General features: G+C 38.3%; 22 protein-coding genes. 16 read left to right on the plus strand and 6 right to left on the minus strand.

Annotation, left to right across the window (positions count from 1 at the left end):
* Positions 1-56: 56 nt before the first annotated feature.
* The 12 genes from DV415_RS05270 to adk all read left to right on the plus strand — a co-directional run bounded on the left by DV415_RS05270 (position 57) and on the right by adk (position 12739).
* Positions 57-1796 carry a protein-disulfide reductase DsbD gene (locus DV415_RS05270; protein ID WP_118794424.1) on the plus strand — a complete coding sequence of 580 codons (1740 nt, stop codon included), beginning with the start codon at positions 57-59 and terminating at the stop codon, positions 1794-1796.
* Positions 1797-1907: 111 nt separating this feature from the next.
* On the plus strand, positions 1908-2312 hold the full coding sequence (locus tag DV415_RS05275) for a DoxX family protein (RefSeq protein WP_118794425.1): 405 nt from the start codon (positions 1908-1910) through the stop codon (positions 2310-2312).
* A gap of 181 nt (positions 2313-2493) precedes the next feature.
* Complete coding sequence (gene purH, locus DV415_RS05280; RefSeq protein WP_118794426.1) at positions 2494-4092, plus strand: bifunctional phosphoribosylaminoimidazolecarboxamide formyltransferase/IMP cyclohydrolase; 1599 nt, start codon at positions 2494-2496, stop codon at positions 4090-4092.
* Between the two features lie 175 nt (positions 4093-4267).
* Positions 4268-5557, plus strand: coding sequence for a phosphoribosylamine--glycine ligase (gene purD / locus DV415_RS05285; protein ID WP_118794427.1), 1290 nt, complete (start codon positions 4268-4270; stop codon positions 5555-5557).
* 123 nt (positions 5558-5680) lie between these two features.
* Positions 5681-6946, plus strand: a complete 1266-nt coding sequence (gene glyA, locus DV415_RS05290) for a serine hydroxymethyltransferase (protein ID WP_118794428.1) — start codon at positions 5681-5683, stop codon at positions 6944-6946.
* Positions 6943-7242, plus strand: a complete 300-nt coding sequence (locus DV415_RS05295; RefSeq protein ID WP_118794429.1) for a DUF1294 domain-containing protein — start codon at positions 6943-6945, stop codon at positions 7240-7242. The genes glyA and DV415_RS05295 overlap by 4 nt, the downstream gene beginning before the upstream one ends.
* A 105-nt stretch (positions 7243-7347) precedes the next feature.
* Complete coding sequence (coaE, locus tag DV415_RS05300) at positions 7348-7968, plus strand: dephospho-CoA kinase (RefSeq protein WP_118794430.1); 621 nt, start codon at positions 7348-7350, stop codon at positions 7966-7968.
* Positions 7961-8167 carry a DNA gyrase inhibitor YacG gene (yacG, locus tag DV415_RS05305; protein WP_005645697.1) on the plus strand — a complete coding sequence of 69 codons (207 nt, stop codon included), beginning with the start codon at positions 7961-7963 and terminating at the stop codon, positions 8165-8167. The genes coaE and yacG overlap by 8 nt, the downstream gene beginning before the upstream one ends.
* Before the next feature lie 115 nt (positions 8168-8282).
* Positions 8283-9530 (plus strand): ATP-dependent RNA helicase RhlB, encoded by a 1248-nt coding sequence (rhlB, locus tag DV415_RS05310; protein WP_192878789.1) that lies wholly within the window; start codon positions 8283-8285, stop codon positions 9528-9530.
* A gap of 43 nt (positions 9531-9573) precedes the next feature.
* Positions 9574-10590: a UDP-glucose 4-epimerase GalE gene (gene galE, locus DV415_RS05315; protein ID WP_118794432.1), complete on the plus strand. Its 1017-nt coding sequence runs from the start codon at positions 9574-9576 to the stop codon at positions 10588-10590.
* A 143-nt stretch (positions 10591-10733) separates the two neighbouring features.
* Positions 10734-12011 (plus strand): MFS transporter, encoded by a 1278-nt coding sequence (locus DV415_RS05320; RefSeq protein WP_118794433.1) that lies wholly within the window; start codon positions 10734-10736, stop codon positions 12009-12011.
* An 83-nt stretch (positions 12012-12094) separates the two neighbouring features.
* Positions 12095-12739 carry an adenylate kinase gene (adk, locus tag DV415_RS05325; RefSeq protein ID WP_005631284.1) on the plus strand — a complete coding sequence of 215 codons (645 nt, stop codon included), beginning with the start codon at positions 12095-12097 and terminating at the stop codon, positions 12737-12739.
* A 67-nt stretch (positions 12740-12806) separates the two neighbouring features.
* On the opposite strand, the gene acrB is transcribed toward adk, so the two are convergent.
* The 6 genes from acrB to DV415_RS05355 form a co-directional block, all read right to left on the minus strand.
* Complete coding sequence (gene acrB, locus DV415_RS05330) at positions 12807-15887, minus strand: multidrug efflux RND transporter permease subunit AcrB (protein ID WP_118794434.1); 3081 nt, start codon at positions 15885-15887, stop codon at positions 12807-12809.
* Positions 15888-15904: 17 nt separating this feature from the next.
* Positions 15905-17101 carry a multidrug efflux RND transporter periplasmic adaptor subunit AcrA gene (gene acrA / locus DV415_RS05335; RefSeq protein ID WP_192878788.1) on the minus strand — a complete coding sequence of 399 codons (1197 nt, stop codon included), beginning with the start codon at positions 17099-17101 and terminating at the stop codon, positions 15905-15907.
* A 32-nt stretch (positions 17102-17133) separates the two neighbouring features.
* The gene (gene acrR, locus DV415_RS05340) at positions 17134-17697 is read right to left on the minus strand and encodes an efflux transporter AcrAB transcriptional repressor AcrR (RefSeq protein ID WP_118794435.1); all 564 of its coding nucleotides are present in this window, start codon (positions 17695-17697) and stop codon (positions 17134-17136) included.
* Between the two features lie 195 nt (positions 17698-17892).
* Positions 17893-18885 carry an amidohydrolase family protein gene (locus DV415_RS05345; protein WP_005631292.1) on the minus strand — a complete coding sequence of 331 codons (993 nt, stop codon included), beginning with the start codon at positions 18883-18885 and terminating at the stop codon, positions 17893-17895.
* 198 nt (positions 18886-19083) lie between these two features.
* Entirely contained in the window at positions 19084-20841 is a 1758-nt protein-coding gene (locus tag DV415_RS05350) for a DUF3413 domain-containing protein (RefSeq protein ID WP_118794436.1), read from the minus strand.
* A 1-nt stretch (position 20842) separates the two neighbouring features.
* A complete protein-coding gene (locus tag DV415_RS05355) occupies positions 20843-21061 on the minus strand; it encodes a YejL family protein (RefSeq protein WP_005625990.1) in 219 nt (72 codons plus the stop codon).
* A 128-nt stretch (positions 21062-21189) separates the two neighbouring features.
* Between DV415_RS05355 and yejK the strand changes: the two genes are divergently transcribed.
* From yejK to cpxA, 4 genes are all read left to right on the plus strand, one after another.
* Positions 21190-22206 (plus strand): nucleoid-associated protein YejK, encoded by a 1017-nt coding sequence (gene yejK, locus DV415_RS05360; protein WP_118794437.1) that lies wholly within the window; start codon positions 21190-21192, stop codon positions 22204-22206.
* A gap of 65 nt (positions 22207-22271) precedes the next feature.
* Positions 22272-22685: an outer membrane protein assembly factor BamE gene (gene bamE, locus DV415_RS05365; RefSeq protein WP_118781982.1), complete on the plus strand. Its 414-nt coding sequence runs from the start codon at positions 22272-22274 to the stop codon at positions 22683-22685.
* Positions 22686-22738: 53 nt separating this feature from the next.
* Entirely contained in the window at positions 22739-23422 is a 684-nt protein-coding gene (locus DV415_RS05370; RefSeq protein ID WP_118794438.1) for a response regulator, read from the plus strand.
* A 4-nt stretch (positions 23423-23426) separates the two neighbouring features.
* Positions 23427-24821, plus strand: a complete 1395-nt coding sequence (cpxA, locus tag DV415_RS05375; protein ID WP_118794439.1) for an envelope stress sensor histidine kinase CpxA — start codon at positions 23427-23429, stop codon at positions 24819-24821.
* Positions 24822-24847: the final 26 nt, after the last annotated feature.

Below are 24847 nucleotides of genomic sequence, written 5' to 3' on the forward strand. Positions count from 1 at the left end.
TATTCAAATTTCTTTGTGATAGAATTTTGCGCATTTTTACTTTTCCTTTCAATTCTATGAAAAAACTTTTTCTTTTTTTTACACTGATTTTTACCACACTTGCAGCGAATGCTGGTCTATTTGATAAAAAACAATCTTTCTTGAAAGTAGATGATGCTTTTGCATTTTCTGCCACTTTATCTGCGGATAAAAGCCAATTAGAAGCTCATTGGGATATTGCCGATGGCTATTATCTATATCAAGATAAGATTAGTGCTGAATTAGTTGGTAAATCGGATGCTCTTACTTTACATGCTCAACAAGCAGCTGAATTACATCAAGACCCTTATTTTGGTAAAGTGAAGGTGTTTACTCGCTCAATTGATGGCGTATTTAGCGGCGCATTTAGCAATGCTGATGAGCAGGTTGAAATCAGTTATCAAGGATGTACCGAAGGTTTTTGCTATCCGCCTGAAACTAAAGTATTACGAATTGGGGATTTAGCTGTTTCTCAAGAGAAAACTGTCGAAAAAACAGTTGAAAAAAATACCGCACTTTTATCTGAACAAGATCGTTTAGCTGATGGTTTATTCCATAGTAAATGGGCGATTTTTGGTTTCTTCTTATTGGGATTAGGATTGACTTTTACGCCTTGCGTATTGCCAATGTTACCGTTGCTTTCTGCCATTGTTATCGGTCAGCAACAACGTCCAAATATGATGCGAGCATTTAGTTTAGCTTTTCTTTATGTTCAAGGCATGGCACTGACTTACACCTTGTTAGGGCTCGCAGTAGCGGCTATCGGTTTGCCGTTTCAAATTGCCTTGCAACATCCTTATGTGATGATCGGGCTTTCTATTTTATTTGTTGTTCTTGCCCTTTCAATGTTTGGCTTATTTACTATTCAATTGCCAAATAGCTTACAAAATAAATTGAATACATGGAGCCAAAAACAAACCTCAGGTGCTTTTGGCGGTTCCTTTGCGATGGGCATGATTGCTGGGCTTGTGGCATCACCTTGCACATCTGCACCACTTTCTGGTGCTTTACTTTATGTTGCGCAAAGTGGTGATTTATTCACAGGCGCAGCAACCCTTTATTTACTCGCACTTGGTATGGGCGTGCCGCTAATGTTAATCACATTGTTTGGTAATAAAATTTTGCCAAAATCAGGTGAGTGGATGAACACAGTGAAACAAACATTCGGCTTTGTTATGTTAGCGTTACCTGTGTTTTTACTTTCTCGTATTTTGCCAGAAGTATGGGAGCCACGCTTATGGGCTGGATTAGCAACAGCATTCTTTATTTGGTTTGCGTTGCAGATGCCTAAGAGTGGTTTTGGCTACGCCATTAAAATTATTAGTTTTGCGTTGGCTATGGTTTCCGTACAACCTTTGCAAAATTGGATTTGGCAAACTCAGACTACAACACAAAGTGCGGTAGAAAATAAGTCTGTTTCTCAGGTTAAATTTAAGCAAATTAAAAATATTGAAGAACTTGACCGCACTTTAGCGGAAAATCCGCATTCGATCGCGATGCTGGATTTATACGCGGATTGGTGTGTGGCTTGTAAAGAATTTGAAAAGCTGACTTTTTCAGATCCAAAAGTGCAACAGCAATTTCAAAATATCTTATTGTTACAAGTGAATATGACAAAGAATAGCCCAGAAAATAAAGCATTAATGGAACGTTTTAATGTGATGGGATTACCCACAATTTTATTTTTTGATAAGCAAAATAATGAAATTCAAGGAAGTAGAGTAACGGGCTTTATGGATGCTGATTCTTTTTCTAATTGGATTGAAAAGCTACTTTAGTTATTTTTTACTTTTGGTAAAAAGTATTTTTCGATTTTGATTATTGTTTGACTATCCGTTAAAGATTAATATGACGCCGTTTTAATTCATCTTTAAACAAAAGGAAAGCAAATGAACAATCTTGAAAAATATCGCCCTTATGTATTAGCGCTATTACGCATCACTGCTGCTTACATGTTTATCTTACATGGCACAGCAAAATTCTGGGAGTTCCCAATTTCCATGACGGGTGGAAATGGCCCGGTCGGTGACTCAATGATGATTGTAGGTGGCGTGATTGAAATTATCGGCTCAATCTTATTAATTTTAGGATTATTTACGCGTCCAGCTGCGTTTATTTTATCTGGCCAAATGGCTTTTGCGTATTTCTTTATGCATGTGGCTGGAAAAGGGAATTTACTATTTCCAATTGTAAATGGCGGTGAGCTTGCGTTACTTTACTCTGTACTCTTCTTCTATTTTGTATTTTCTGGTGCAGGTGCTTGTGCCTTAGATAACAAGTTTTTTAAAAAGTAGTTTAGTTGTAGTTTCATAATTTAATCCTTTTATTTGCCCACATTTATGTGGGCTTTTTTATGCTTAAAATTTACCGCACTTTATTATGATTACATTTTATTTAATCTTTTCTATATTTACGCAAACGTTTGCGCTATAATTCACTCCACTTATTTTTAACCATTTAATGAAGGAAAATGTAATGACAGATCGTCCAATTCGTCAGGCTTTACTGAGTGTTTCTGATAAAACCGGTATCGTAGAATTTGCTCAAGGATTAGTACAGCGTGGTGTAAAACTACTTTCCACAGGCGGTACCGCAAAATTATTGGAGCAACATGGTTTTCCGGTGACTGAAGTGTCTGATTATACGGGGTTCCCTGAAATGATGGACGGTCGTGTGAAAACCTTGCATCCAAAAGTGCATGGCGGGATTCTTGGTCGTCGTGGTACAGATGATGCCATCATGCTGCAACATGGCATTGAAGGCATTGATATGGTGGTGGTGAATTTATATCCATTTGCCGCCACCGTGGCTAAACCAGATTGTACCTTGGCAGATGCAGTAGAAAATATCGATATCGGTGGACCAACCATGGTGCGTTCTGCCTCGAAAAACCATAAAGATGTGGCGATCGTGGTGAATAATCATGATTTCAATGCAATTCTTGCGGAAATGGATAAACACCAAAACAGCCTAACACTTGAAACTCGTTTTGACCTTGCGATTAAAGCCTTTGAACATACCGCTCAATATGATTCCATGATTGCCAACTACTTTGGACAAATGGTGAAACCGTATCATGTAGCTGAGGAAGAAGATGCGAATGCGAAGTGCGGTCAATTCCCACGGACTTTAAATCTTAACTTCGTGCGTAAACAAACTATGCGTTACGGTGAAAATTCTCATCAAAATGCAGCCTTTTATGTTGATTTAAATGTGAAAGAGGCGAGTGTAGCTACAGCTCACCAACTACAAGGTAAAGCCTTGTCTTACAATAATATTGCTGATACTGATGCAGCACTTGAATGCGTGAAAGAATTTGATGAGCCGGCTTGTGTGATCGTTAAACATGCCAATCCATGTGGCGTGGCTTTAGGAAAAGATATTTTAGACGCCTATAATCGCGCTTACCAAACCGATCCAACTTCTGCATTTGGCGGCATTATTGCTTTCAACCGTGAATTAGACGAAAAAACCGCGAATGAAATTGTGGAACGCCAATTCGTTGAAGTGATTATTGCGCCGAAAGTTTCTGCTGAAGCACAAGAAGTCGTGAAACGTAAGAAAAATGTTCGTTTGCTTGAATGTGGTGAATGGACTTCTCGTTCTGAACGTTTAGATTTCAAACGTGTAAACGGCGGTTTGTTAGTACAAGATGCAGATTTAGGCATGGTTGGCGTGGATGATTTAAAAGTCGTGAGTAAACGTCAGCCAACTGAACAAGAATTAAAAGACTTATTATTCTGCTGGAAAGTGGCGAAATTTGTGAAATCGAATGCCATTGTTTACGCCAAAGACAATCAAACTATCGGCATTGGTGCAGGTCAAATGAGCCGTGTGTATTCTGCGAAGATTGCGGGTATTAAAGCGCAAGATGAAGGCTTAACCGTAGCCGGTTGTGTAATGGCATCTGATGCGTTTTTCCCATTCCGTGACGGCATTGATGCAGCGGCGAAAGTAGGGATTCAATGTGTGATCCATCCAGGTGGCTCAATGCGCGATCAAGAAGTCATCGATGCAGCAGATGAACATAATATGGTGATGGTATTGACTGGAATGCGTCATTTTAGACATTAATTTATGTCGTCACTTCGCTCAATGAGCGACTTATTCCTCCCCCTCGTAAAGAGGGGGTTAGGGGGAGATTTAAACGATGCTAAATATACTATGAGGTTGAAATAACTTCTGCCAAATCTCCCCTACCCCTCTTTGCTAAAGAGGGGATTAAATTCAAAAAGATACAAGGAGCATTATGAACATCCTCATCATCGGAAATGGCGGGCGTGAACACGCCTTGGCTTGGAAAGCTGAACAATCTCCATTAGCAGATAAAGTTTTTGTTGCGCCAGGCAATGCGGGTACTGCATTGGAACACAAAGTAGAAAACGTGAATATTTCTGCAACAGATATCCCCGCATTAGTGAAATTTGCTCAAGATAAGCAAATTGGGCTGACAATTGTGGGACCGGAAGCCCCGTTAGTGATTGGTGTGGTGGATGCATTTCGCGAGGCTGGATTAAAAATTTTTGGTCCAACTAAAGCAGCTGCACAATTGGAAGGTTCAAAGGCATTCACTAAAGATTTCCTCGTTCGTCACAAAATTCCAACGGCAGAATATCAGAACTTCACCGAGGTAGAGCCTGCCTTGGCGTACTTACGTGAAAAAGGTGCGCCAATTGTCGTAAAAGCAGATGGTTTGGCGGCGGGCAAAGGGGTAATTGTTGCAATGACATTGCAGGAAGCGGAAGAGGCTGTGCGTGATATGCTTTCTGGCAATGCTTTTGGCGAAGCGGGTAGTCGAGTGGTGATTGAAGAGTTTCTAGATGGCGAAGAAGCAAGTTTTATCGTCATGGTAGATGGTAAAAACGTCGAACCTATGGCAACTAGTCAAGATCATAAACGCGTGGGCGAAAATGATACAGGTTTAAATACTGGCGGTATGGGGGCATATTCACCAGCCCCAGTGGTGACACCAGAAATTCATGATCGCATTATGCGTGAAGTGATTTATCCAACAGTCAATGGCATGGCGGCAGAAGGTAATGTTTACACCGGTTTCTTGTATGCCGGTTTGATGATCATGCCAAATGGTCAACCGAAAGTGATCGAATTTAACTGCCGTTTCGGTGATCCGGAAACCCAACCGATAATGTTGCGTTTGGAATCGGATTTGGTGGAACTTTGTCTTAAAGCTTGTGATGGCAAATTGGACGAAGTGAAATCCCAATGGAACCCGAAGGCTTCTTTAGGTATCGTATTGGCAGCAGAAGGTTATCCGGGAGATTATCGTAAAGGCGATGAAATCAGTGGTTTGCCTAAAAGTGCGGTCGAAAATGAGAAAGTTTTCTTAGCGGGCGTTGCAGAACAAGAAGGCAAGTTAGTCACAAACGGCGGTCGTGTACTTTGTGTGACTGCATTGGGTGAAAGCGTATTTGAGGCACAACAGAAAGCGTTAAAATTGGCTGAGCAAATTCAATGGTCTGGGCGTTTTTATCGTCGAGACATTGGTTACAGGGCTGTGGAACGAGAGTTGCAAAAATAATTCATATCATTATGATGAATTAATTTCATTTAAGTGATGAAAATTTAGGAATGAAATTTTAATTAAGTTTTTATCCATAAACAGTTAAACTATCTGTCATAAATTACATAACAGGAGAACACAATGTTTACTAGAAATATGACTATCGCTGATTACGATCCTGTATTGTGGCAAGCGATCCAAGATGAAAATCGTCGTCAAGAAGAGCATATCGAACTAATTGCATCTGAAAACTATGCTAGTCCGCGTGTGATGGAAGCGCAAGGTTCACAATTTACTAATAAATACGCTGAAGGCTATCCAGGTAAACGTTATTACGGTGGTTGTGAGTATGCAGACATTGTGGAGCAGTTAGCAATTGACCGCGCGAAAGAATTATTTGGTGCAGATTACGTGAATGTTCAACCGCACTCTGGATCACAAGCAAACGCTGCAGTGTATGGTGCATTGATTAATGCGGGTGATACAATTTTAGGTATGGATTTGGCTCACGGTGGGCACTTAACTCACGGTGCAAAAGTCAGTTTCTCAGGCAAGATTTATAACTCTGTGCTTTATGGAATTACTGCGGATGGCTTAATTGATTATGAAGATGTTCGTCAAAAAGCATTAGAATGTAAACCAAAACTTATCGTCGCTGGTTTCTCGGCTTATTCGCAAGTTGTGGATTGGGCGAAAATGCGTGAAATCGCAGATGAAGTTGGTGCGTATTTATTTGTGGATATGGCGCATGTAGCGGGATTAATTGCAGCGGGTTTATATCCAAATCCACTACCGCATGCACATGTTGTGACAACAACAACTCACAAGACATTGGGCGGTCCGCGTGGTGGTTTAATTCTTTCATCTTGTGGCGATGAAGAAATCTACAAAAAATTACAATCATCCGTATTTCCTGCAAATCAAGGTGGTCCATTAGTTCATATTATTGCGGCAAAAGCAGTTTGCTTTAAAGAAGCATTAGAGCCTCAATATAAAGAATATCAAGCTAACGTGATTAAAAATGCGAAAGCAATGGTTGAGGTATTTAAACAACGTGGTTATGACGTTGTATCAAATGGTACTGAAAACCACTTGTTCTTAGTAAGTTTCATTAAACAAGGATTAACAGGTAAAGCAGCTGATGCGGCATTAGGCAAAGCAAATATTACCGTGAATAAAAATGCTGTACCAAACGATCCGCAAAAACCATTTGTCACTTCAGGTATCCGTGTAGGTACACCATCTGTAACTCGCCGTGGTTTCAATGAAAATGATGTGCGTGAATTAGCTAGCTGGATGTGTGATGTTTTAGATGCTTTAGGCAAAGAAAATGAAGAACAAGTGATTGCTGAAACTAAAGAAAAAGTATTAGCAATTTGTAAACGTCTTCCAGTTTATCCGAAATGATTTATTTTCTTTCGTTGATTATATGGTTAGCGGCGATAAATATCGCCGCTTATTTTTTTATGTGGAGAGATAAAATTCGGGCCGTACGTAACGAGTGGAGAATCCCTGAAAAAATGTTTTTTCTTCTAAGCCCTTTAGGTGGTTTTATGGGAATACATTTGGCTATGAAACATTTTCGTCATAAAACGCTGCATTTTAGTTTTAAATTTATTGTTGTCATTAGTGCATTTCTTTGGGTTGTTATTTTTCCATGGTTATATTTTTCTTTTATTTTTCAATATGTAAAGGCTATCTAATGTAGACAAACTAATTTGTTATGCCTCACTGAACATTGTGCTTGGAGAACTGATTCTTACTAGCGTTATTTTGTATAATATCGGGGATTTTTTATGGGAAATCATATGACTTATATTGTTGGCTTAACTGGTGGCATTGGTAGTGGTAAAACAACGATTGCTAATTTATTTGCTGATCTTGGCGTACCTCTAGTGGATGCGGATGTGATTGCTAGAGAAGTTGTCGCGAAAGATTCTCCCTTATTGTCAAAAATTGTTGAACATTTTGGTGCTCAAATTTTAACGGAACAAGGCGAGCTTAATCGTGCGGCTTTACGAGAGCGAGTGTTTAACCATGATGAAGATAAATTGTGGTTAAATAACCTTCTACATCCCGCTATTCGTGAACGAATGAAACAACAACTCGCTAAACAAACTGCGCCTTACACATTATTTGTCGTCCCTTTATTAATAGAAAATAAATTGACCGCACTTTGTGATCGTATTTTGGTGGTGGATGTGAGTCCACAAACTCAACTTGCTCGTTCAGCTCAACGAGATAACAATAATTTTGAGCAAATTCAACGAATTATGAATTCTCAAGTTTCTCAACAAGAGCGTTTAAAATGGGCGGATGATGTGATTAACAATGATGCTGATCTGGCCCAAAACTTACCGCACTTGCAGCAAAAGGTGCTAGAATTGCACCAGTTTTATTTACAACAAGCGGAAAATAAAAATGTCTGACGAAATTATTGAAGTACCTTGTCCGATTTGCCAGAAATCTGTGCCTTGGACAAATGAAAGTACTTTTCGACCTTTTTGTAGCAAACGTTGCCAGTTAATCGATCTTGGCGAATGGGCGGCTGAAGAAAAAGCGATTCCAAGTGATACAGCTGATTTTGCAATGGATCCAAATGTGAGTGACGAATGGAGTATTAAATAGAGATTAACCGATAGGAAACCCTATCGGTTAATTTTTATAAGTGCGGTCCTTTTTGAGGATTTTCCCTAAGCATGCTATGCTAAACGTAATTTTATTATTCTAAAATGTGATTTTTATGCAACAAGATTATTTAAGCCAACAACGATTCTCCGATCTTCCTCTACATCCGATTGTACGAGATGCTTTGGCAAAAAAAGGCTTTGATTTTTGTACCCCAATTCAGGCTTTATCCTTGCCTATCAGTTTAAATGGACGAGATGTCGCAGGACAAGCTCAAACTGGTACAGGCAAGACAATGGCTTTTTTAACGGCTACTTTTCACCATCTTTTAACTCACCAAGATCCTAATTTTGAATATCCTCACCCAAGAGCTTTGATTTTAGCACCTACTCGAGAATTAGCGGTGCAGATTAGTAATGACGCAGAATTTCTTGCAAAAGCGAGTGGATTAAAGACCGCACTTGCCTATGGTGGCGATGGTTATGATAAACAACTACAAGCGATTGAGCGTGGCGTAGATATTTTGATTGGTACGACGGGGCGAGTGATTGATTATGTAAAACAAGGTGTGATTGGTTTAGATGAAATTCAAGTTGTCGTGCTAGATGAGGCGGATCGAATGTTCGATCTTGGATTTATCCGTGATATTCGTTATTTATTGCGTAAATGCCCCGCTCCGCAAGCGCGTTTAACGATGTTATTTTCAGCGACGCTCTCTTATAAAGTGCGTGAATTAGCATTTGAAGATATGAATGATCCTGAATATATTGAAATTGAACCAGAACAAAAAACGGGTCACCGAATTAAAGAAGAACTGTTTTATCCATCTAACCAAGACAAGATGGCTTTGTTGCTAACTTTAATGGAAGATGAATGGCCTGAGCGCTGTATTGTATTTGCGAATACGAAACATCGTTGTGAAGAAATTTGGGGTTATTTGGCGGCTGATGGACATCGTGTTGGTTTACTGACTGGCGATGTAGCCCAGAAAAAACGTTTATCGTTATTAAAACAATTTACTGATGGTGATTTAGATATTTTAGTGGCAACAGATGTTGCCGCCCGTGGCTTGCATATTTCTGATGTGACGCATGTTTTCAATTATGATTTACCCGATGATCGGGAAGATTATGTTCACCGAATCGGCCGTACTGGACGAGCAGGGGAAAGTGGTGTTTCTATTAGTTTTGCTTGCGAAGAATATGCGATGAATTTACCTGCAATTGAAGAATATATAGGTCATTCTATCCCAGTGAGCCAATATGAAACAGAAGCCTTGCTTGAACTGCCGAAACCATATCGTTTAAAACGTTCGGTGCCACCGCAAGGGCATACAAGACATCGTTCTTATCACACAAAATAGTGATATAATTTTTTTAGTCTCAATAATTAATAAGGAAATCATTATGGCCATTTTAGTGACAGGTGGCGCCGGTTATATCGGTTCTCACACAGTTGTAGAATTATTAAATGCTGGCAAAGAGCTGGTGGTATTAGATAATCTTTGCAATTCATCGCCAAAATCCCTTGAGCGCGTAAAACAAATTACAGGCAAAGAAGCAAAATTTTATGAGGGTGATATTTTAGATCGTACTTTGTTACAAAAAATCTTTGCAGAAAATGAGATTAACTCCGTTATTCACTTTGCTGGGTTGAAGGCCGTAGGGGAAAGTGTTCAAAAGCCGACAGAATATTACATGAACAATGTCGCTGGCACCCTTGTATTAATTCAAGAAATGAAAAAAGCGGGTGTTTGGAACTTTGTATTTAGCTCATCTGCAACGGTTTATGGTGATCCAAAAATTATTCCAATTACAGAAGATTGTGAAGTCGGCGGTACAACCAACCCTTATGGTACCTCTAAATATATGGTTGAGCAGATTTTACGCGATACAGCAAAAGCGGAACCAAAATTTAGTATGACTATCTTGCGTTATTTTAATCCAGTTGGGGCACATGAAAGTGGCTTAATCGGTGAAGACCCAAATGGTATTCCAAATAATTTATTACCTTATATTAGCCAAGTTGCTATCGGTAAATTAGCACAACTTTCTGTATTTGGTAGTGATTACGACACTCATGATGGAACAGGTGTGCGTGATTATATTCATGTAGTGGATTTAGCTGTGGGGCATTTAAAAGCGCTTCAACGTCATGAAAATGATGCTGGTTTACATATTTATAACCTCGGTACAGGCCATGGTTATTCTGTATTAGACATGGTAAAAGCCTTTGAAAAAGCCAACGACATTACCATTGCATATAAACTTGTAGAACGCCGTCCTGGTGATATTGCGACATGCTATTCTGATCCAAGTTTAGCTGCAAAAGAGCTTGGTTGGGTGGCAGAACGTGGTCTTGAAAAAATGATGCAAGATACGTGGAACTGGCAGAAAAATAATCCAAAAGGGTATCGAGATTAATATTCTCTAATATTTGTTTTTCTTTTTTAGGAAGAAGAACGCTAAACATTGGGGGATGTGATAAAAAATCCCCCTAATTTTTACACTTATCCTTTAATTGAAAGGCGAAGTTTCTAAAATACAACCAAAATTAACCGCACTTTATGTCAAATTCCCTTTCTTCCCAAATTTTTACGCGCAAAATGTTGATTTGCGTATTCACAGGTTTTAATTCTGGTTTGCCATTATTTGTGTTATTGCAAATGTTGCCTGTTTGGCTGACAGATAAACATCTTTCAATTGAGCTTATTGGTGCGGTAACGGGTGTGATGTTGCCTTATGGATTGAAATTTTTGTGGGCACCATTATTGGATCGTTATTTCCCGAGTTTTTTAGGGCGTCGTCGTAGCTGGATGTTGCTTTCACAAGTGGCATTATTGATCTTACTTTACATAATTAGCCTTTTTGATCCACTCACACAACTGAGCATGGTAGCAAATATTGCGTTGCTTATCGCTTTTTTTTCAGCCACACAAGATATCGTGTTGGATGCGTATCGTCGTGAAATTTTGAGTGATCATGAATTAGGTTTAGGAAACACTATTCATATTAATGCTTATCGAATTGCGGGATTAATTCCTGGTGGATTATCGTTATATTTGGCGGAGATTTATCCTTGGGAAACTGTATTTTTATGGACCGCGCTTTGTATGTTAGCGGGTATCTTCATGACACTATTTTTAGCCAAAGAGCCCAAAATCAACGTGCAACAATCTAATCAGCCATTCTATCAAGCATTTTGGATTCCATTACAAGAATTTTTCCAGCGTAAGGGTGTTATTCAGGCTATCGGTTTTTTACTGTTTTTGTTTTTGTATAAGTTCGGGGATTCTTTTGCCACAACGCTACAAACTAAATTTATTTATGATATGGGGTTTAGCAAAGAGGATATAGCCATTGTTGTAAAAAGTACCGCACTTTGGTCAAGCATTTTATCTGGGCTTGCTGGTGGTGTGATAATGCTAAAACTAGGTATTAACCGTGCATTGTGGCTATTTGGGCTTGTACAGATGGTAACAATTGGTGGGTTTATTTGGTTGGCTGCTTTCGGTCATTTTGATGTTATTACATCAGCCGAGTTATGGAAACTGGGTGTTGTGATTGCCGCAGAATATATCGGCGTTGGACTTGGCACTGCTGCTTTCGTGGCTTTTATGGCGCGTGAGAGTAATCCTCTTTATACCGCAACACAGCTTGCACTTTTTACAAGCCTTTCAGCTTTGCCAAGTAAAGTTTTAGGTATGCTTTCTGGTTATGTTGTGGGAGCAGTGGGGTATTATCAGTATTTTTGGTTTTGTTTATTTTTAGCGATTCCAGGCATGCTTTGTTTATTTTGGGTAGCGCCTTGGAATCAAGAAAATAATACGGCCAATTCACTATAAAAGTGCGGTAAAAATTATAAAAAATTTGACCGCACTATGCTTTATCAGTATCTTAACCACGTTTTTTATTAATGGAGATTTTTATGAAAATTATTCTTTTAGGTGCACCGGGCGCAGGTAAAGGCACTCAAGCACAATTTATTATGAACAAATTTGGTATCCCACAAATTTCAACTGGCGATATGTTCCGTGCTGCAATCAAAGCGGGGACTGAACTTGGCAAACAAGCCAAAGCATTAATGGATGAAGGTAAATTAGTACCAGATGAATTAACCGTTGCGCTTGTAAAAGATCGTATTGCTCAACCTGACTGCGCAAATGGTTTCTTATTAGATGGTTTCCCTCGTACTATTCCACAAGCGGATGCATTGAAAGATTCAGGCGTTAAAATTGACTTTGTTTTAGAATTCGATGTGCCAGACGAAGTGATTGTTGAACGTATGAGTGGCCGTCGTGTACACCAAGCATCTGGCCGTTCTTACCACATCGTTTATAATCCACCAAAAGTGGAAGGTAAGGATGATGTAACTGGTGAAGATTTAATTATTCGTGCAGATGATAAACCAGAAACTGTGTTAGATCGTTTAGCCGTATATCATAAACAAACCAGCCCATTAATTGATTATTACCAAGCAGAAGCGAAAGCGGGGAATACTCAATATTTCCGTTTAGATGGTACACAAAAAGTAGAAGAAGTTAGCCAAGAGTTAGATAAAATCTTAGGTTAAAAATAATCTAAAAAAATAAACCGCACTTTGGGTGACCTAAGTGCGGTTTGTTTTTTCTATGTTTTAATTAGTGGGTTGTTTTATTTTCATCAAAAACTGGTAATGGTTTATGTTCGGTTGCGACATAGCTATATACTACAGGCAATACGAACAAGGTGAAAATAGTACCAATGGATAATCCCGCTACAATCACTATCCCCATACTAAAGCGAGATACCGCTCCAGCACCAGTTGCATAGAGTAATGGAATTAAGCCGGCTACCATTGCCGCCGTTGTCATTAGGATTGGGCGTAAACGCACTTTTGCCGCGTGAGTAATGGCTTCGATACGTGTTTTGCCGTGGTGGAGCTGTTCTTCTTTTGCCACTTCACACATTAGGATCCCGTGTTTGGTGATTAATCCTACGAGAGTAATCAACCCAACTTGAGAGTAGATATTTAATGTTGTTCCCGCGATACCAAAGAAGGATAAAATATTTAAGCTCACTAATGCACCACTTACGGCTAATGGTACGGAAATCATAATTACCATTGGATCCCGTATAGATTCAAACTGAATGGCAAGTACCAAGAATATGATGATAACCGCTAATGCAAAAGTGACAGCTAATGCGTTACCTTCTTGTACTAATTGACGTGCTTCAGATTTAAAGTCAAACGTATAGCCTTGCGGTAAATTGTCAGTCGCATATTGTTGTAACCATGCAACAGCATCGCCCGTTGATGAACCTGGCATTGGTACTGCGCTAATCTGTGCTGCATTTAATTGGCTAAAGCGTGATAATGAAGTTGGCTGTGTTTCTAGCTTCATCGTGATTAAACTGCTTAATGGCACAGATTGTCCATTACTTGCTGTTAAGTAATAGTTTTTGAATGCTTCAGGCGATAAACGGTCGTCACGTTTGACTTGTGAAATAACCTTATAGGCACGTCCATCGACATCGACTCGCGTAATTGTTGCTCCAGATAAGAAACTCCCTAAAGTATTACTAATTTGTTGCATCGTAATACCGTAAGTACCTGCTTTCTCTTTATCGACTGAGATTGTCATTTGCGCCGTGTCATAGGTCAAATCTAAATTTGTATAAATAAATTTGCCAGAGGCTTTCATCGCACTTAGGAATTTCTCAGCGGTATTTGCCAAAGATTTATAATCTTGAGCCGTTTTTAACACAATAGCGATTGGAGGGCCTTGTTCCCCTGTATCAATTTCAGGAAAGTTAAATGCAGATACGGAGACTTCTGGAATTGATTTCGCTTTTGCGTTGATTTCATTCATTACGGCAGATTGCTTGCGTGAGCGTTCTTTCCAGTCTTTCAATGTGATGATATTTAACGAACCATTAGAATTTGGTGCGCCTGCAATACTCATACCAAAAGAGACTTCCGGTGTTTCCATTACATTTTTCATGTATGGTTGCATTGCATTTTGAATATAATCCACATTTACGCTAGATGGCGCATTACCAATCGCAATAAATGCACCTTTATCCTCATTTGGTGTTAATTCATTAGAAAGTGAATTAAACAAAAATGGGAGCGTTGAGAAAATCACCACAGCAAAAGCCAGCATTGATTTACGATTGAGCATAACGAGATCAAGCATGTATTCGTAAATACGATTTACTTTACCTAAGGTATGTTCTACGCGTTCTTCCATCCATGTTGGTTTAGCGTTGGATTTGAGTAATTTACTACTCATCATTGGCGATAACGTTAATGCCACAACACCAGAAATAAATACCGCACCAGCAAGGGTTAAAGCAAACTCTTTAAACAATGTGCCAGTAATCCCTCCCATTAAAGCCATTGGTGAGTAAACCGCGATCAATGCGATAGTCATTGAAATTACAGGCACGGCAATTTCACGAGTACCAATAATTGCTGCGCGGAATGGAGTTTCCCCTTCTTTAATATGGCGATCTACGTTTTCTAACACAACAATCGCATCATCAACGACTAAACCGATAGCGAGAATAAGTGCTAATAGTGTCATTAAGTTAATAGAAAAATCTAAACTTTGTAGCATCATTAAAACACCGATCAACGAAATCGGAATGGTGAGAACTGGAATTAAAATTGCGCGAAGCGATCCGATAAACATCAAAATAACCACTAATACAATAACAGTTGCTTCCACAATAGTTTTAATTACTTCATGGATTGAACTATTAATCGCAATAGTACTGTCATAAAGAATGTCAGTTTCCATACTATCCGGTAGTTGCTTTTTAATATTTTCAAAGAGCGGTCGGATTTTTTCTGCAACGGTTAATGGATTAGCTGATGAAGTTGGATTAATGCCTAATACGACAGAATCTGCACCATTTGCAGTTGCGCGAGAATTATCGCTTTCTTTGTTCAATTCAATGGTCGCAATATCGCGCAGGCGTACTAAATTATCACCACGAGAAGCAACAATTAAGTTACCTAATTGCTCAACAGATTTGGTCGTTGTTTCAACTTTGTTGCGGTAAGTGACATAGTAGCCGTTGTCATTACCAGCCGCAGTTTGTACATTATTTGCAGAAAGGGCAGACATCACTGTTGGCGCAGAAAGATTTTGTGACGCCATTTTTTGAGGATCTAGCCAAATACGTAATGCATATTCTGCTGCACCAAATACTTGTACTCCAGCCACGCCTTCAATCGTAAAGAATTGAGGTTTGACTACACGATTAATGTAGTCAGTTACTTGACTTGAGTCGAGTTTGTTGGATCGGAAACTTATATACATAATCCCCGTCCCACCAGAGGAAGAGGCGACGCTTGGTGCTTCAATTCCACTTGGTAATTCAGAACGCACAGCATTTACTTTTGCCAATACATCAGCTAGTGCTCCAGCAGGATCGGTATTCAGTTTCATTTTGACTGTAATAGTCGATGAATTTGGCGCACTGCTGGATGACATATAGTCAATGTTATCTGCTTGAGCGATAGATTCTTCTAATATAGAGGTAACAAATGCTTGAATTAGATTTGCATCAGCGCCAGGGTAGGCGGTTGTTACCGTAATTACCGTGGTGGTCATTTTAGGGTATTCACGCACTGCCAATTTCGAAATAGCTTGCAAACCTAAAATAATAATAAGCAAGCTAATTGAAATCGCTAAAACAGGACGACGAATAAATATATCGGTAAATTTCATTCGTATTTCCTAGTTAATTAAAGGTTAGTTTTATTTACTGGCTCTGTTGCACCTACAATGTCTTTTTCAATCCATTCTACAAGACTGCCATTGCCGATACCTTGCTGACCACCAGTGATAATTTTATCTCCAGGTTTTACTTCATTACCTTGTAATTGAGAATAAATGCCTTGGCGATCTTTAGTGAATACAGTGATTTGTTTTGCTCGATATAAACGATCTAATTTTTTATTCTCAGCCATTTTCTCTTTATCTTCATCAGATAATGGTGTGAGTAAATAAGCAATTTCACCATACATGTTGTAGCTAATAGCTACTTGTGGAACGACAACTTGATTTGTTTCAGTTGGAAGAGCAATGCGTAAACGAGAGAACATGCCTGAAAGCAATTTACGTCCATCTTCAGGATCAAATGTAGCCTGAACATCAACTAAACCAGTTGAGGAATTAATGGCGGGTTCAATCGCGGTGATTCGAGCTGAAAATGTTTCGCCCAAGCGAGCATCTGTTGTCGCTGTGACGCGTTGACCGATATGCAATTTATCTAAATCATTTTGTGAAAGGGCAAAATCCACTTTCATTGAGCTAGTATCTTCTACACGAACAATTTCTGTTCCAACATTTACATATTGACCAACGTTTACTTTCACAATACCTGCTTTGCCATCAAATGGCGCAACGATTTTACGGCGTTCAATTGCTGCTTTTAAAGATTCGATATTGGCTAGTTGAGCGTCATAAGCCGCTTTTGCGTTATCCATTTCTTGTCGTGAAACGGCATTGCTTTTCAATAAATTCGCATAACGTTGATAAGTTTGGCGAAGAGCTGGGAGTTGTGCCTGTGCGGCTTGAAGGCTAGCATGTTCTACTGAACTGTCGAGTTCAATGAGTAAATCGCCTTTTTTCACTTGTTGGCCATTTTGCACAAGTACTTGAGAAATCGTACCTGCATTTTGTGTACTGAGCATTGCGCCTTGATTTGGACGCACAAGACCTGTTGTGTTAATAACTGGCGTCCATTCACGAGGTTGAACTTCAAGTGCAGTCACTGGGCTTGAAGGTTCTGGCATTCCTGCAATTGCTCGGCTTATCATTACGCCTTTTATCATATTAAAACCGATGACACTGGCAAAAATTAAGACAAATACCACTAAAATTATTTTCATAAAGAAAATATGTGAGCGTTTTGGTCTTTGATGTTGAGTTTGACTCATGTTTTAAAGCTCCGTTATAAAAATAACAACAATTATTTCTGAATCGCACGCCAAGAGCGTTCAATCACAGATTCTAAAATTTCAGGCTTAAGATCGAAATCGATAAATTTTGTATCAGAGGCTAAATTTATCGCTGTTTTCAAACTTAATAAAAAGAGAATATCTTCAGATAATTCAGCTAATAAGCCAGCTTTTTGTGCTTGATGACAAAATAAATCCCAACGGCAATTTTTAACGTTTTTACAAATATCCTTGAAATTAGGCAAAGATTCATATTGCTTTAAATTGGATAAGATAGTGGGATTTTCCTGTAAGAAATACCAAATGTTTTTCCACATTTGTCGATACTGTTCGAAAAAAGGCTTAGTTTCATCAAAATCTTTTTCAAGTGTTGCCATAAACATTGAAAACACTCTGTGTGCAAATTGTTCAAGCAACTCATCTTTGTTTTTGAAATAAAGGTAAATCGTTCCTGCTGCTACATTTGCTTCTTTCGCAAGTTTGTGCATAGAAAGTTGATTCAACCCTTCTTTTGCCATTAAACGATCTGTCGCTGAAAAAATCTGTTCAGCTAAGTCTGTTTTAGCTTGTCGCATAAGATCCTTGAGTAAAATAAGGAGCAATAATTGCTCAAAATGAATGAGCGTTCATTTTATTTATTTTTTGCTTTTTGGCAAGTTAAAAAACACAAAAGCACAACGAAAATGGGCAACATTTAAAAGCTAGATTTTTGAATCAACTTTTAAATGTTGCCCATTTTGACCGCACTTTTGATTGTGAGGAATAAAAAGCTAAATTGGCTCTAGTCCTAACACTTTACGACCGTTAATACTTGCGATATTGACCATTTCGTCTAAGTGTGGGAAACGGCATCCTGCAGCCAATAGGCTTAATTCTTGCCATAAATCACCTTCACATAGAGGAACCATGTAATCACAAATATTATCCGTGCCTAGGGCAACAGTGATACCTTCTGGAATCATTTCATCTGCAGGCGTTAATGCATTGTGGAATGGCATAAGATCTTCTTTGCGATTACTATCAATCCATGCCATAGGACAGGCGATCATCATCATTTTGGCTTTACGCATTTTTTCGTAAAGTTTGTAGCGATATTCTTTTGAATGTGAGCCAATGGAAATACCGTGGATACCCACAACTCGCCCCTCCATTCCGTGTTCAATGGTTTTGTCGCAAAGTTGCTCAGTTTCTTTTTCACTAGGGTTATTGAATTGGTCTACATGTACATGACACATAATTCCAAGAGATTTGGCCTTATCTAACAAGATATCCATAGCCTCTAGGCCGCGTCCATAATCCAATTCATCACGATATGGTAAGCCACCAATCATATCTACCATTTCTGCACCAATATCAAACCATTTACGCGCAGTGGGTTCGATTACCCCTTTTAAAGTTTGATTGGCAAATTTCAAAATAATGTCATGTTTATACACTTCGCGGGCTTTATGTGCGGCAATAATTGCACGATCTTCACAAATTGGGTCTATATCGACAAAAGTACCAAATGCGGTTACACCTTGGGATATCATTAATTCAATAGATTGGCAAAAACGTGCGTAATAATCATCAACACTGGAAGTGCGTTTTACTTCATCCACTAAATCCCATTTTTGTTGCAAATTACTACTATGATAAATCCCAATTTTCTCTGGCGTCATCGTAAAAGCGCGGTCAGCATGTGCATGGGCATTTACCCATCCGCCTTTTTTGATAATTTCATCGCGAATATAGGTTTTAAAACTACGAACGTGGCTTTTCATACAAACTCCGTAAAAAAGAAAGGATAAAAAGACGAGAATGTATATTAATTGAAAGGTGCTGTAAGTACGGCGAGAAGCATTATGATAATGTTATGAAAAACTCACGGATTTTCATTAATAACATTTTTCAGTCTTAAACTGAGTCGTGAGTATAAAGGCTTAAGGGCAAAAAATCTATTCTTTTTATGCCCTTATAGATTATTTTTCAAAGAAGAAATTTTGTAATTGGAAGGCTTCTAAGAAGATTCCAAGTGGCGGTCTGTCTGAAGATTGCTCGATATAATCTTTATCAAATTTTTTGTAATTACCTTTGCGATCAATGTGATATTGTGTTCCATCAGGTTGAATTACCACATTCCAGTGGAAATTAGAGGCAAGCACCCAGTCATCCCCCTTAAGCTCAAAGAGATTACGTCCTTGACTATAATCCATCAACGGGTTTTCTACACGGAATACTGTTTGCATTAATGCAGAGAAAATATCAGCATGGTTACTTAATCCATTTTGTTTGCCTACTGGTAAATCTTTCCAATATACAAGCAATGGCACTTGAACCTCATCGCGCCCAAAGTAGTTTTCTCGCTCTTTTTCATTCATTTCATTAAAGGTTAAACCATGCTCCGATGTGATGATGACTAATGCATTTTCAAGTGGTGTACTTTCTAACGCTTTTGCTAAAAGAGAATCAATATCCTGCAAAGTGCGGTCATAGTCTGATGGAGTTTTAGCCTCCAAGACTAAATCCAAATAAGCAAACCAAGGTGAGTCTGTTTTTTGTGCTTTAATAAAATCATTGAGATTTTTTACCGAACTTTCATTATTTGGTTTGTTGGTTTTATTCGATGAAAGTTTTATTTCACGAAATAATGCTTGGCGGAAGACGCTATCTTTGAAATTCGTAGCAGAAAATAAACCCAATTGATAATTTTCAGCACGTAATTTTTCGATTAAAGCTGATTGGGTATGATTGCTTAAAATGCTATCGGTGTAATTTGCATTTAAGCCATAAAATAATCCTACTAACCCTGCATTATTACTATTCCCAGTACTGTAATGATTCGTAAATTCTGTTGCACTCGTTGCAAATTCAGCTAACTTGGGCATTTTGCCTTGAGAAATGGCATCGTAACGCAATCCAGAAACAGTGATCATCAAAATGTTTGGTTTATTGTCAATTGGTGCAAAAGCGAGCATTTTTTTAGGATAATCAATTTTTAAGGCATCTAAACGCCCCTCTTGTTTTAATGTTTGTGCGTGCTGCTCGCCATCAATGAAACCGTGTTTTTCTAAAAAAGAACGGGCTGTCATTGGATAAGAAAGAGGGAAATTGGAGCGTTGCATGGTGATAGGACGATACAAATAAGCATCTGCCCAAGCATAAATTAAATGCGTCGCAATGAACGTTGCGGTTAAGAATATGCCAGTACCTTTTAGCCATTTTTGGCGTTCAAGACTACGTAATTTTTCCCAACTCCAGCGAGAAAATAACATTTGTGCCAGTAAAATTATAGGCATTGGTGCAAAGAAAATTTGCCAATCGCGGGACATTTCGCCATTTTCTGGATTGACCAGCAAATTCCATACCACAGAGGATAAATGCAGATTAAAACGATTGAAAACGGCGGTATCAAATAACAATAAGGTTGTACAAATCGTGGAAAAAATCACGGTTAATCCGCGAAAAGTGCGGTGATTTTTAACAATAAAACTCATTGGAAAGACAACGAGTAAGTACAACGCAAAAACGTTGAAACTGAAATGCCCGAGCAAACTCACAAAGAAATAAAGTTTTCCTGCGAGAGTATCTGGCCAGTCAATGATAAAGGCATAACGAGTGCCAATAAGAATAGCAACAATAATATTAAAAAAGGCAAACCAATGACCCCACGAAATTTTTCGTGAAACGTCATCGCGGTATTGTTTGCCGCTGAAGGTGCCTTTTTTAATCCATTTCATATTAACGTGTTTTTACCGCATTAATTAAGGAGTTCGAAAACGCTTGAGCCAATGCCTCACGTTGAGTTTGCGGCACGCTAGTGGTTAATAAATTACTCGCCATATTACCCAGAGCGATTAACGAAAGATCTACAGGGGCTTTATGCTTTTCTAGCACTGCGATCATATCGTTTACAATCGCACTTAATTGAGCATCAGAATATTTAGAATGTTGAGCCATAATGTTAAAAATAAAACAAAAAATTTGGCTTATGATACCCGATTATTTGGTAGAACCTAAATAATTTCTTTTTTCTTGCTTAAAAAGTGCGGTTATAATTTGCGGCAAATTTTTCAAAGGTGACAAAAATGAGTATTACCGTTAATCAAATTGTTTTGCATCAGTTAGTCAAAAATGTGGATGGCGACAGCGTAAAAATGGAAAGCGTATTACGCGACGAGTTGCTGTCAATTACTCCAGAAGTAGAACAAATGATGTTGCAACTTCATCAAGGCTATCAAAATAAAGCTAAGGCTTTTGGCGTGTTTCAGGAAAAGTCTATCTTTGCACAACATTTAAATCGTTTATTAGAGCAAGAAATTGATTTTTTAGGATTTAGTCAATATTCAACAAAATTGCTTGCAGATGAGCTAGGTAAATATAACTTTGCCGAAAGTGGTACTTTGATTTTATGCCAATATAATTTTTTGGCGACAGATTATTTGTTTATTGCATTGCTTGATAGTCGTCATAGTATGTTAGTCGATGAGCATTTAGATATTCACCGTACAGAATATTTGGATATAACTCAGTTTGATATTGCGGCACGGATAAATTTGACGGATTTGCAAGTAAATGCGAACTCTAATCGTTATTTAACCTTTATAAAAGGTCGTGTAGGTCGCAAAATTAGTGATTTTTTCATGGATTTTTTAGGTGCTGAAGAAGGATTAAATCCACAGGTTCAAAATCAATGTTTATTGCAAGCGGTGAGTGATTACTGCGATCAAGGCGAACTCAACAAAGAGCAAACTCAAGCAGTAAAAAAACAAGTGTTTGAATATTGTAAAGGTCAGCTTTCAAACGGTAACAATATTGAATTAAGGGAACTTTCTGATTCATTACCCACTCTAAACGAACAGCCTTTTGTCGCCTTTACGGAAGAACAGAATTATGGTTTGGAAGAGAGTATTCCACCAATACGTTCAACATTGAAATCGCTAACAAAATTCTCTGGGTCAGGAAAGGGCGTTACCCTAAGTTTTGATGCGGAATTATTGAATACACGTATTCAATGGGATCCTATGACAGATACCCTAACCATCAAAGGTTTACCGCCAAATTTAAAAGATCAATTACAAAAGGCTTTAAAATCAGAGAATTGATTTGGAAATACACCCGATTTTGGATATTATTTGACAGAACTTTTGCACAAATTAAGGTAAAGAAAATGCAAGTTAAAACACTTTTAAGCGCAACATTTTTAGCATTAAGCGTCGCTTCTTGTTCCACTGTTGAAAAAGTTGTATATCGAATTGATGTACCGCAAGGCAACTATTTAGAGGCGACTACCGTTGCTCAAGTTAAAGAAGGCATGACTGCTCAACAAGTACAATATTTGTTGGGTACGCCAGTATTAATCGACCCTTATAATAACTACACTTGGTACTACGTGTTCTTACAACAACGTGCTTATGAAACACCTGTTCAACACACTTTCACAGTAAAATTTGATCAACGTGGGATTGTGACAGAAACCAATCTTGATAAACCTTTGCCAGAAGTTTCACAACAAGGCGAAAATAACACCATTATTGAAACAGGTGAGAAACCAAAATCAAGCTGGTGGAAATTCTGGAAATAATCTCTTTATTTTCACCGCACTACAATAAGAATAATTGGTAAAAGGAATCTCCAATGTCAAAACTCTTGCTCGTTGATGACGATGTTGAACTAACGGAATTACTTTCATCCCTTTTAACACTAGAAGGGTTTGACGTTCAAACAGCAAATAATGGATTAGAGGCATTACAAAAACTTGATGAAAGCCACGAGTTGGTTTTGCTTGATGTAATGATGCCAAAGTTAAATGGTATCGAAACACTAAAAGAAATTCGTAAAGTCTCTAACGTGCCAGTGATGATGCTGACAGCAAGAGGCGAAGACATTGATCGCGTATTAGGCTTAGAATTGGGAGCGGATGATTATTTACCCAAGCCTTTTAACGATCGTGAGCTTATTGCAAGAATTAAGGCAATTCTACGTCGTAGTGTATCTCCTTCAAATAATACCGCAAATGTAGAAATCCTTTCTTTTGACGGAATTACTCTCAACTTTTCTCACGGAATTGCAACCTATAATGAAGAAAATCTAAATTTAACTGATTATGAGTTTAAGATTCTTTGTTTATTGCTTAAATCTAAGGGAAATATGGTAAGTCGAGAAGAATTAAGTTTAGAAGTAATGGAAAAACCACTCACTCCATTTGACCGCTCTCTTGATATGCACATCTCTAATTTGAGACGCAAATTACCAGAACGAAAAAGTAAACTGCCTTGGTTTAAAACCTTACGTGGAAAAGGATATCTTTTAGTGACCTAGTTTTATGAAATTGCGCAGTCTTTTCAGTTTAAATCAACTTGCGATCAGAACATTTGCTATATTCTGGTTTGCTTTTTTTGCCATGATGAGTCTTGTGATCGCTGTGCCTACTCTCGATCTCAGAGTCTATTCGCCTTTAAAAGAAGCCGATGTTGTTACCTATCAAAAAAAAATTATCGATATTATCCGCAACGGTCAATTAAAAGGGCTTATTGCGGAAATTCCCGTTTTACATACAGATAAATTTCAACCCTCCAGACCCATTCTTATTAATTTACAAACTAAAGATATTCTAGGGGAACTACCAGAGGAAGTGCCTTATATCCGAAGATTTGCGGATGTATCAAGTGATTTTTCAGAACCCAAACGTAAAAACTTCAATGAAGTTCAGATTTCAGGTCCATTTCAAGTGTATTTGGAAAATGAGGCAAATTCTTATGCCTTGTACTTTATATCTTACGTTAATCCACAACGAGAAATGTTTAATTACATTTTTGATAGACCTATTATATTGATTTTGCTTATTCTTTTAATCACCAGCCCATTGCTTTGGTGGTTCACAAGAATGCTGACTAAGCCTATTTCTCGCTTGCAAGAAGCGGCGAATTCAGTGGCATTAGGCAATTTCAAAATTGATAAGAGCTTAGTGGCTAATGGTCCATTAGAGCTACGCCAAGTCGGTCAAAGTTTTAATCGAATGGCATCTTCTATTGATCATTTAATCTCTAATCAACAAACACTACTTTCATCGATTTCACATGAATTAAAAACGCCACTCACTCGTTTACAGTTGGCTACAGCGCTTGTTCGTCATGAATGTGGTGAAACAGAGAGCGTAAAACACATTGAAAGAGAAATAGGGCGAATGGATAAAATGATTAGTGAGCTACTTCTACTTTCACGCCAGAAAATGAATAGTCAAATGGAACGTGATATATTTTATGCTAATACGCTTTGGACTGATATTATCAATGATGCAAAATTTGAGGCTGAGCAACGTGGTATAACGTTTCTCACAAATATTCGTTTACCCAAAAATGAATTACAACTTAACGGCAATTTTAGATTACTAGAAAGTGCGGTTGAAAATATCGTGACAAATGCACTTAAATACACCAAGGATAAGATCGAACTTCATATTTTTATCCAAGAAGAAGAATTTCTCAGGATCCGTATAGATGACAACGGATCTGGAGTCCATCCAGATGAATTTGAAAAAATCTTCAAACCATTTTATAGAGTAGATGAGACGCGAACTAGAACGACTGGCGGCACAGGACTAGGATTGGCGATTGTGTCTAATGTTATTCAGGAGCATCAAGGAAAGGTCTGGGCGGAAAAAAGCCCACTAGGCGGACTTGCTGTTACTATACGATTGCCATTATGGATCAGTCACTAAAAATCAAAAGTGCGGTAAATTTCTCA

Source organism: Haemophilus haemolyticus (genome assembly GCF_003490595.1).
Taxonomy (GTDB): Bacteria; Pseudomonadota; Gammaproteobacteria; order Enterobacterales; family Pasteurellaceae; genus Haemophilus; species Haemophilus haemolyticus_L.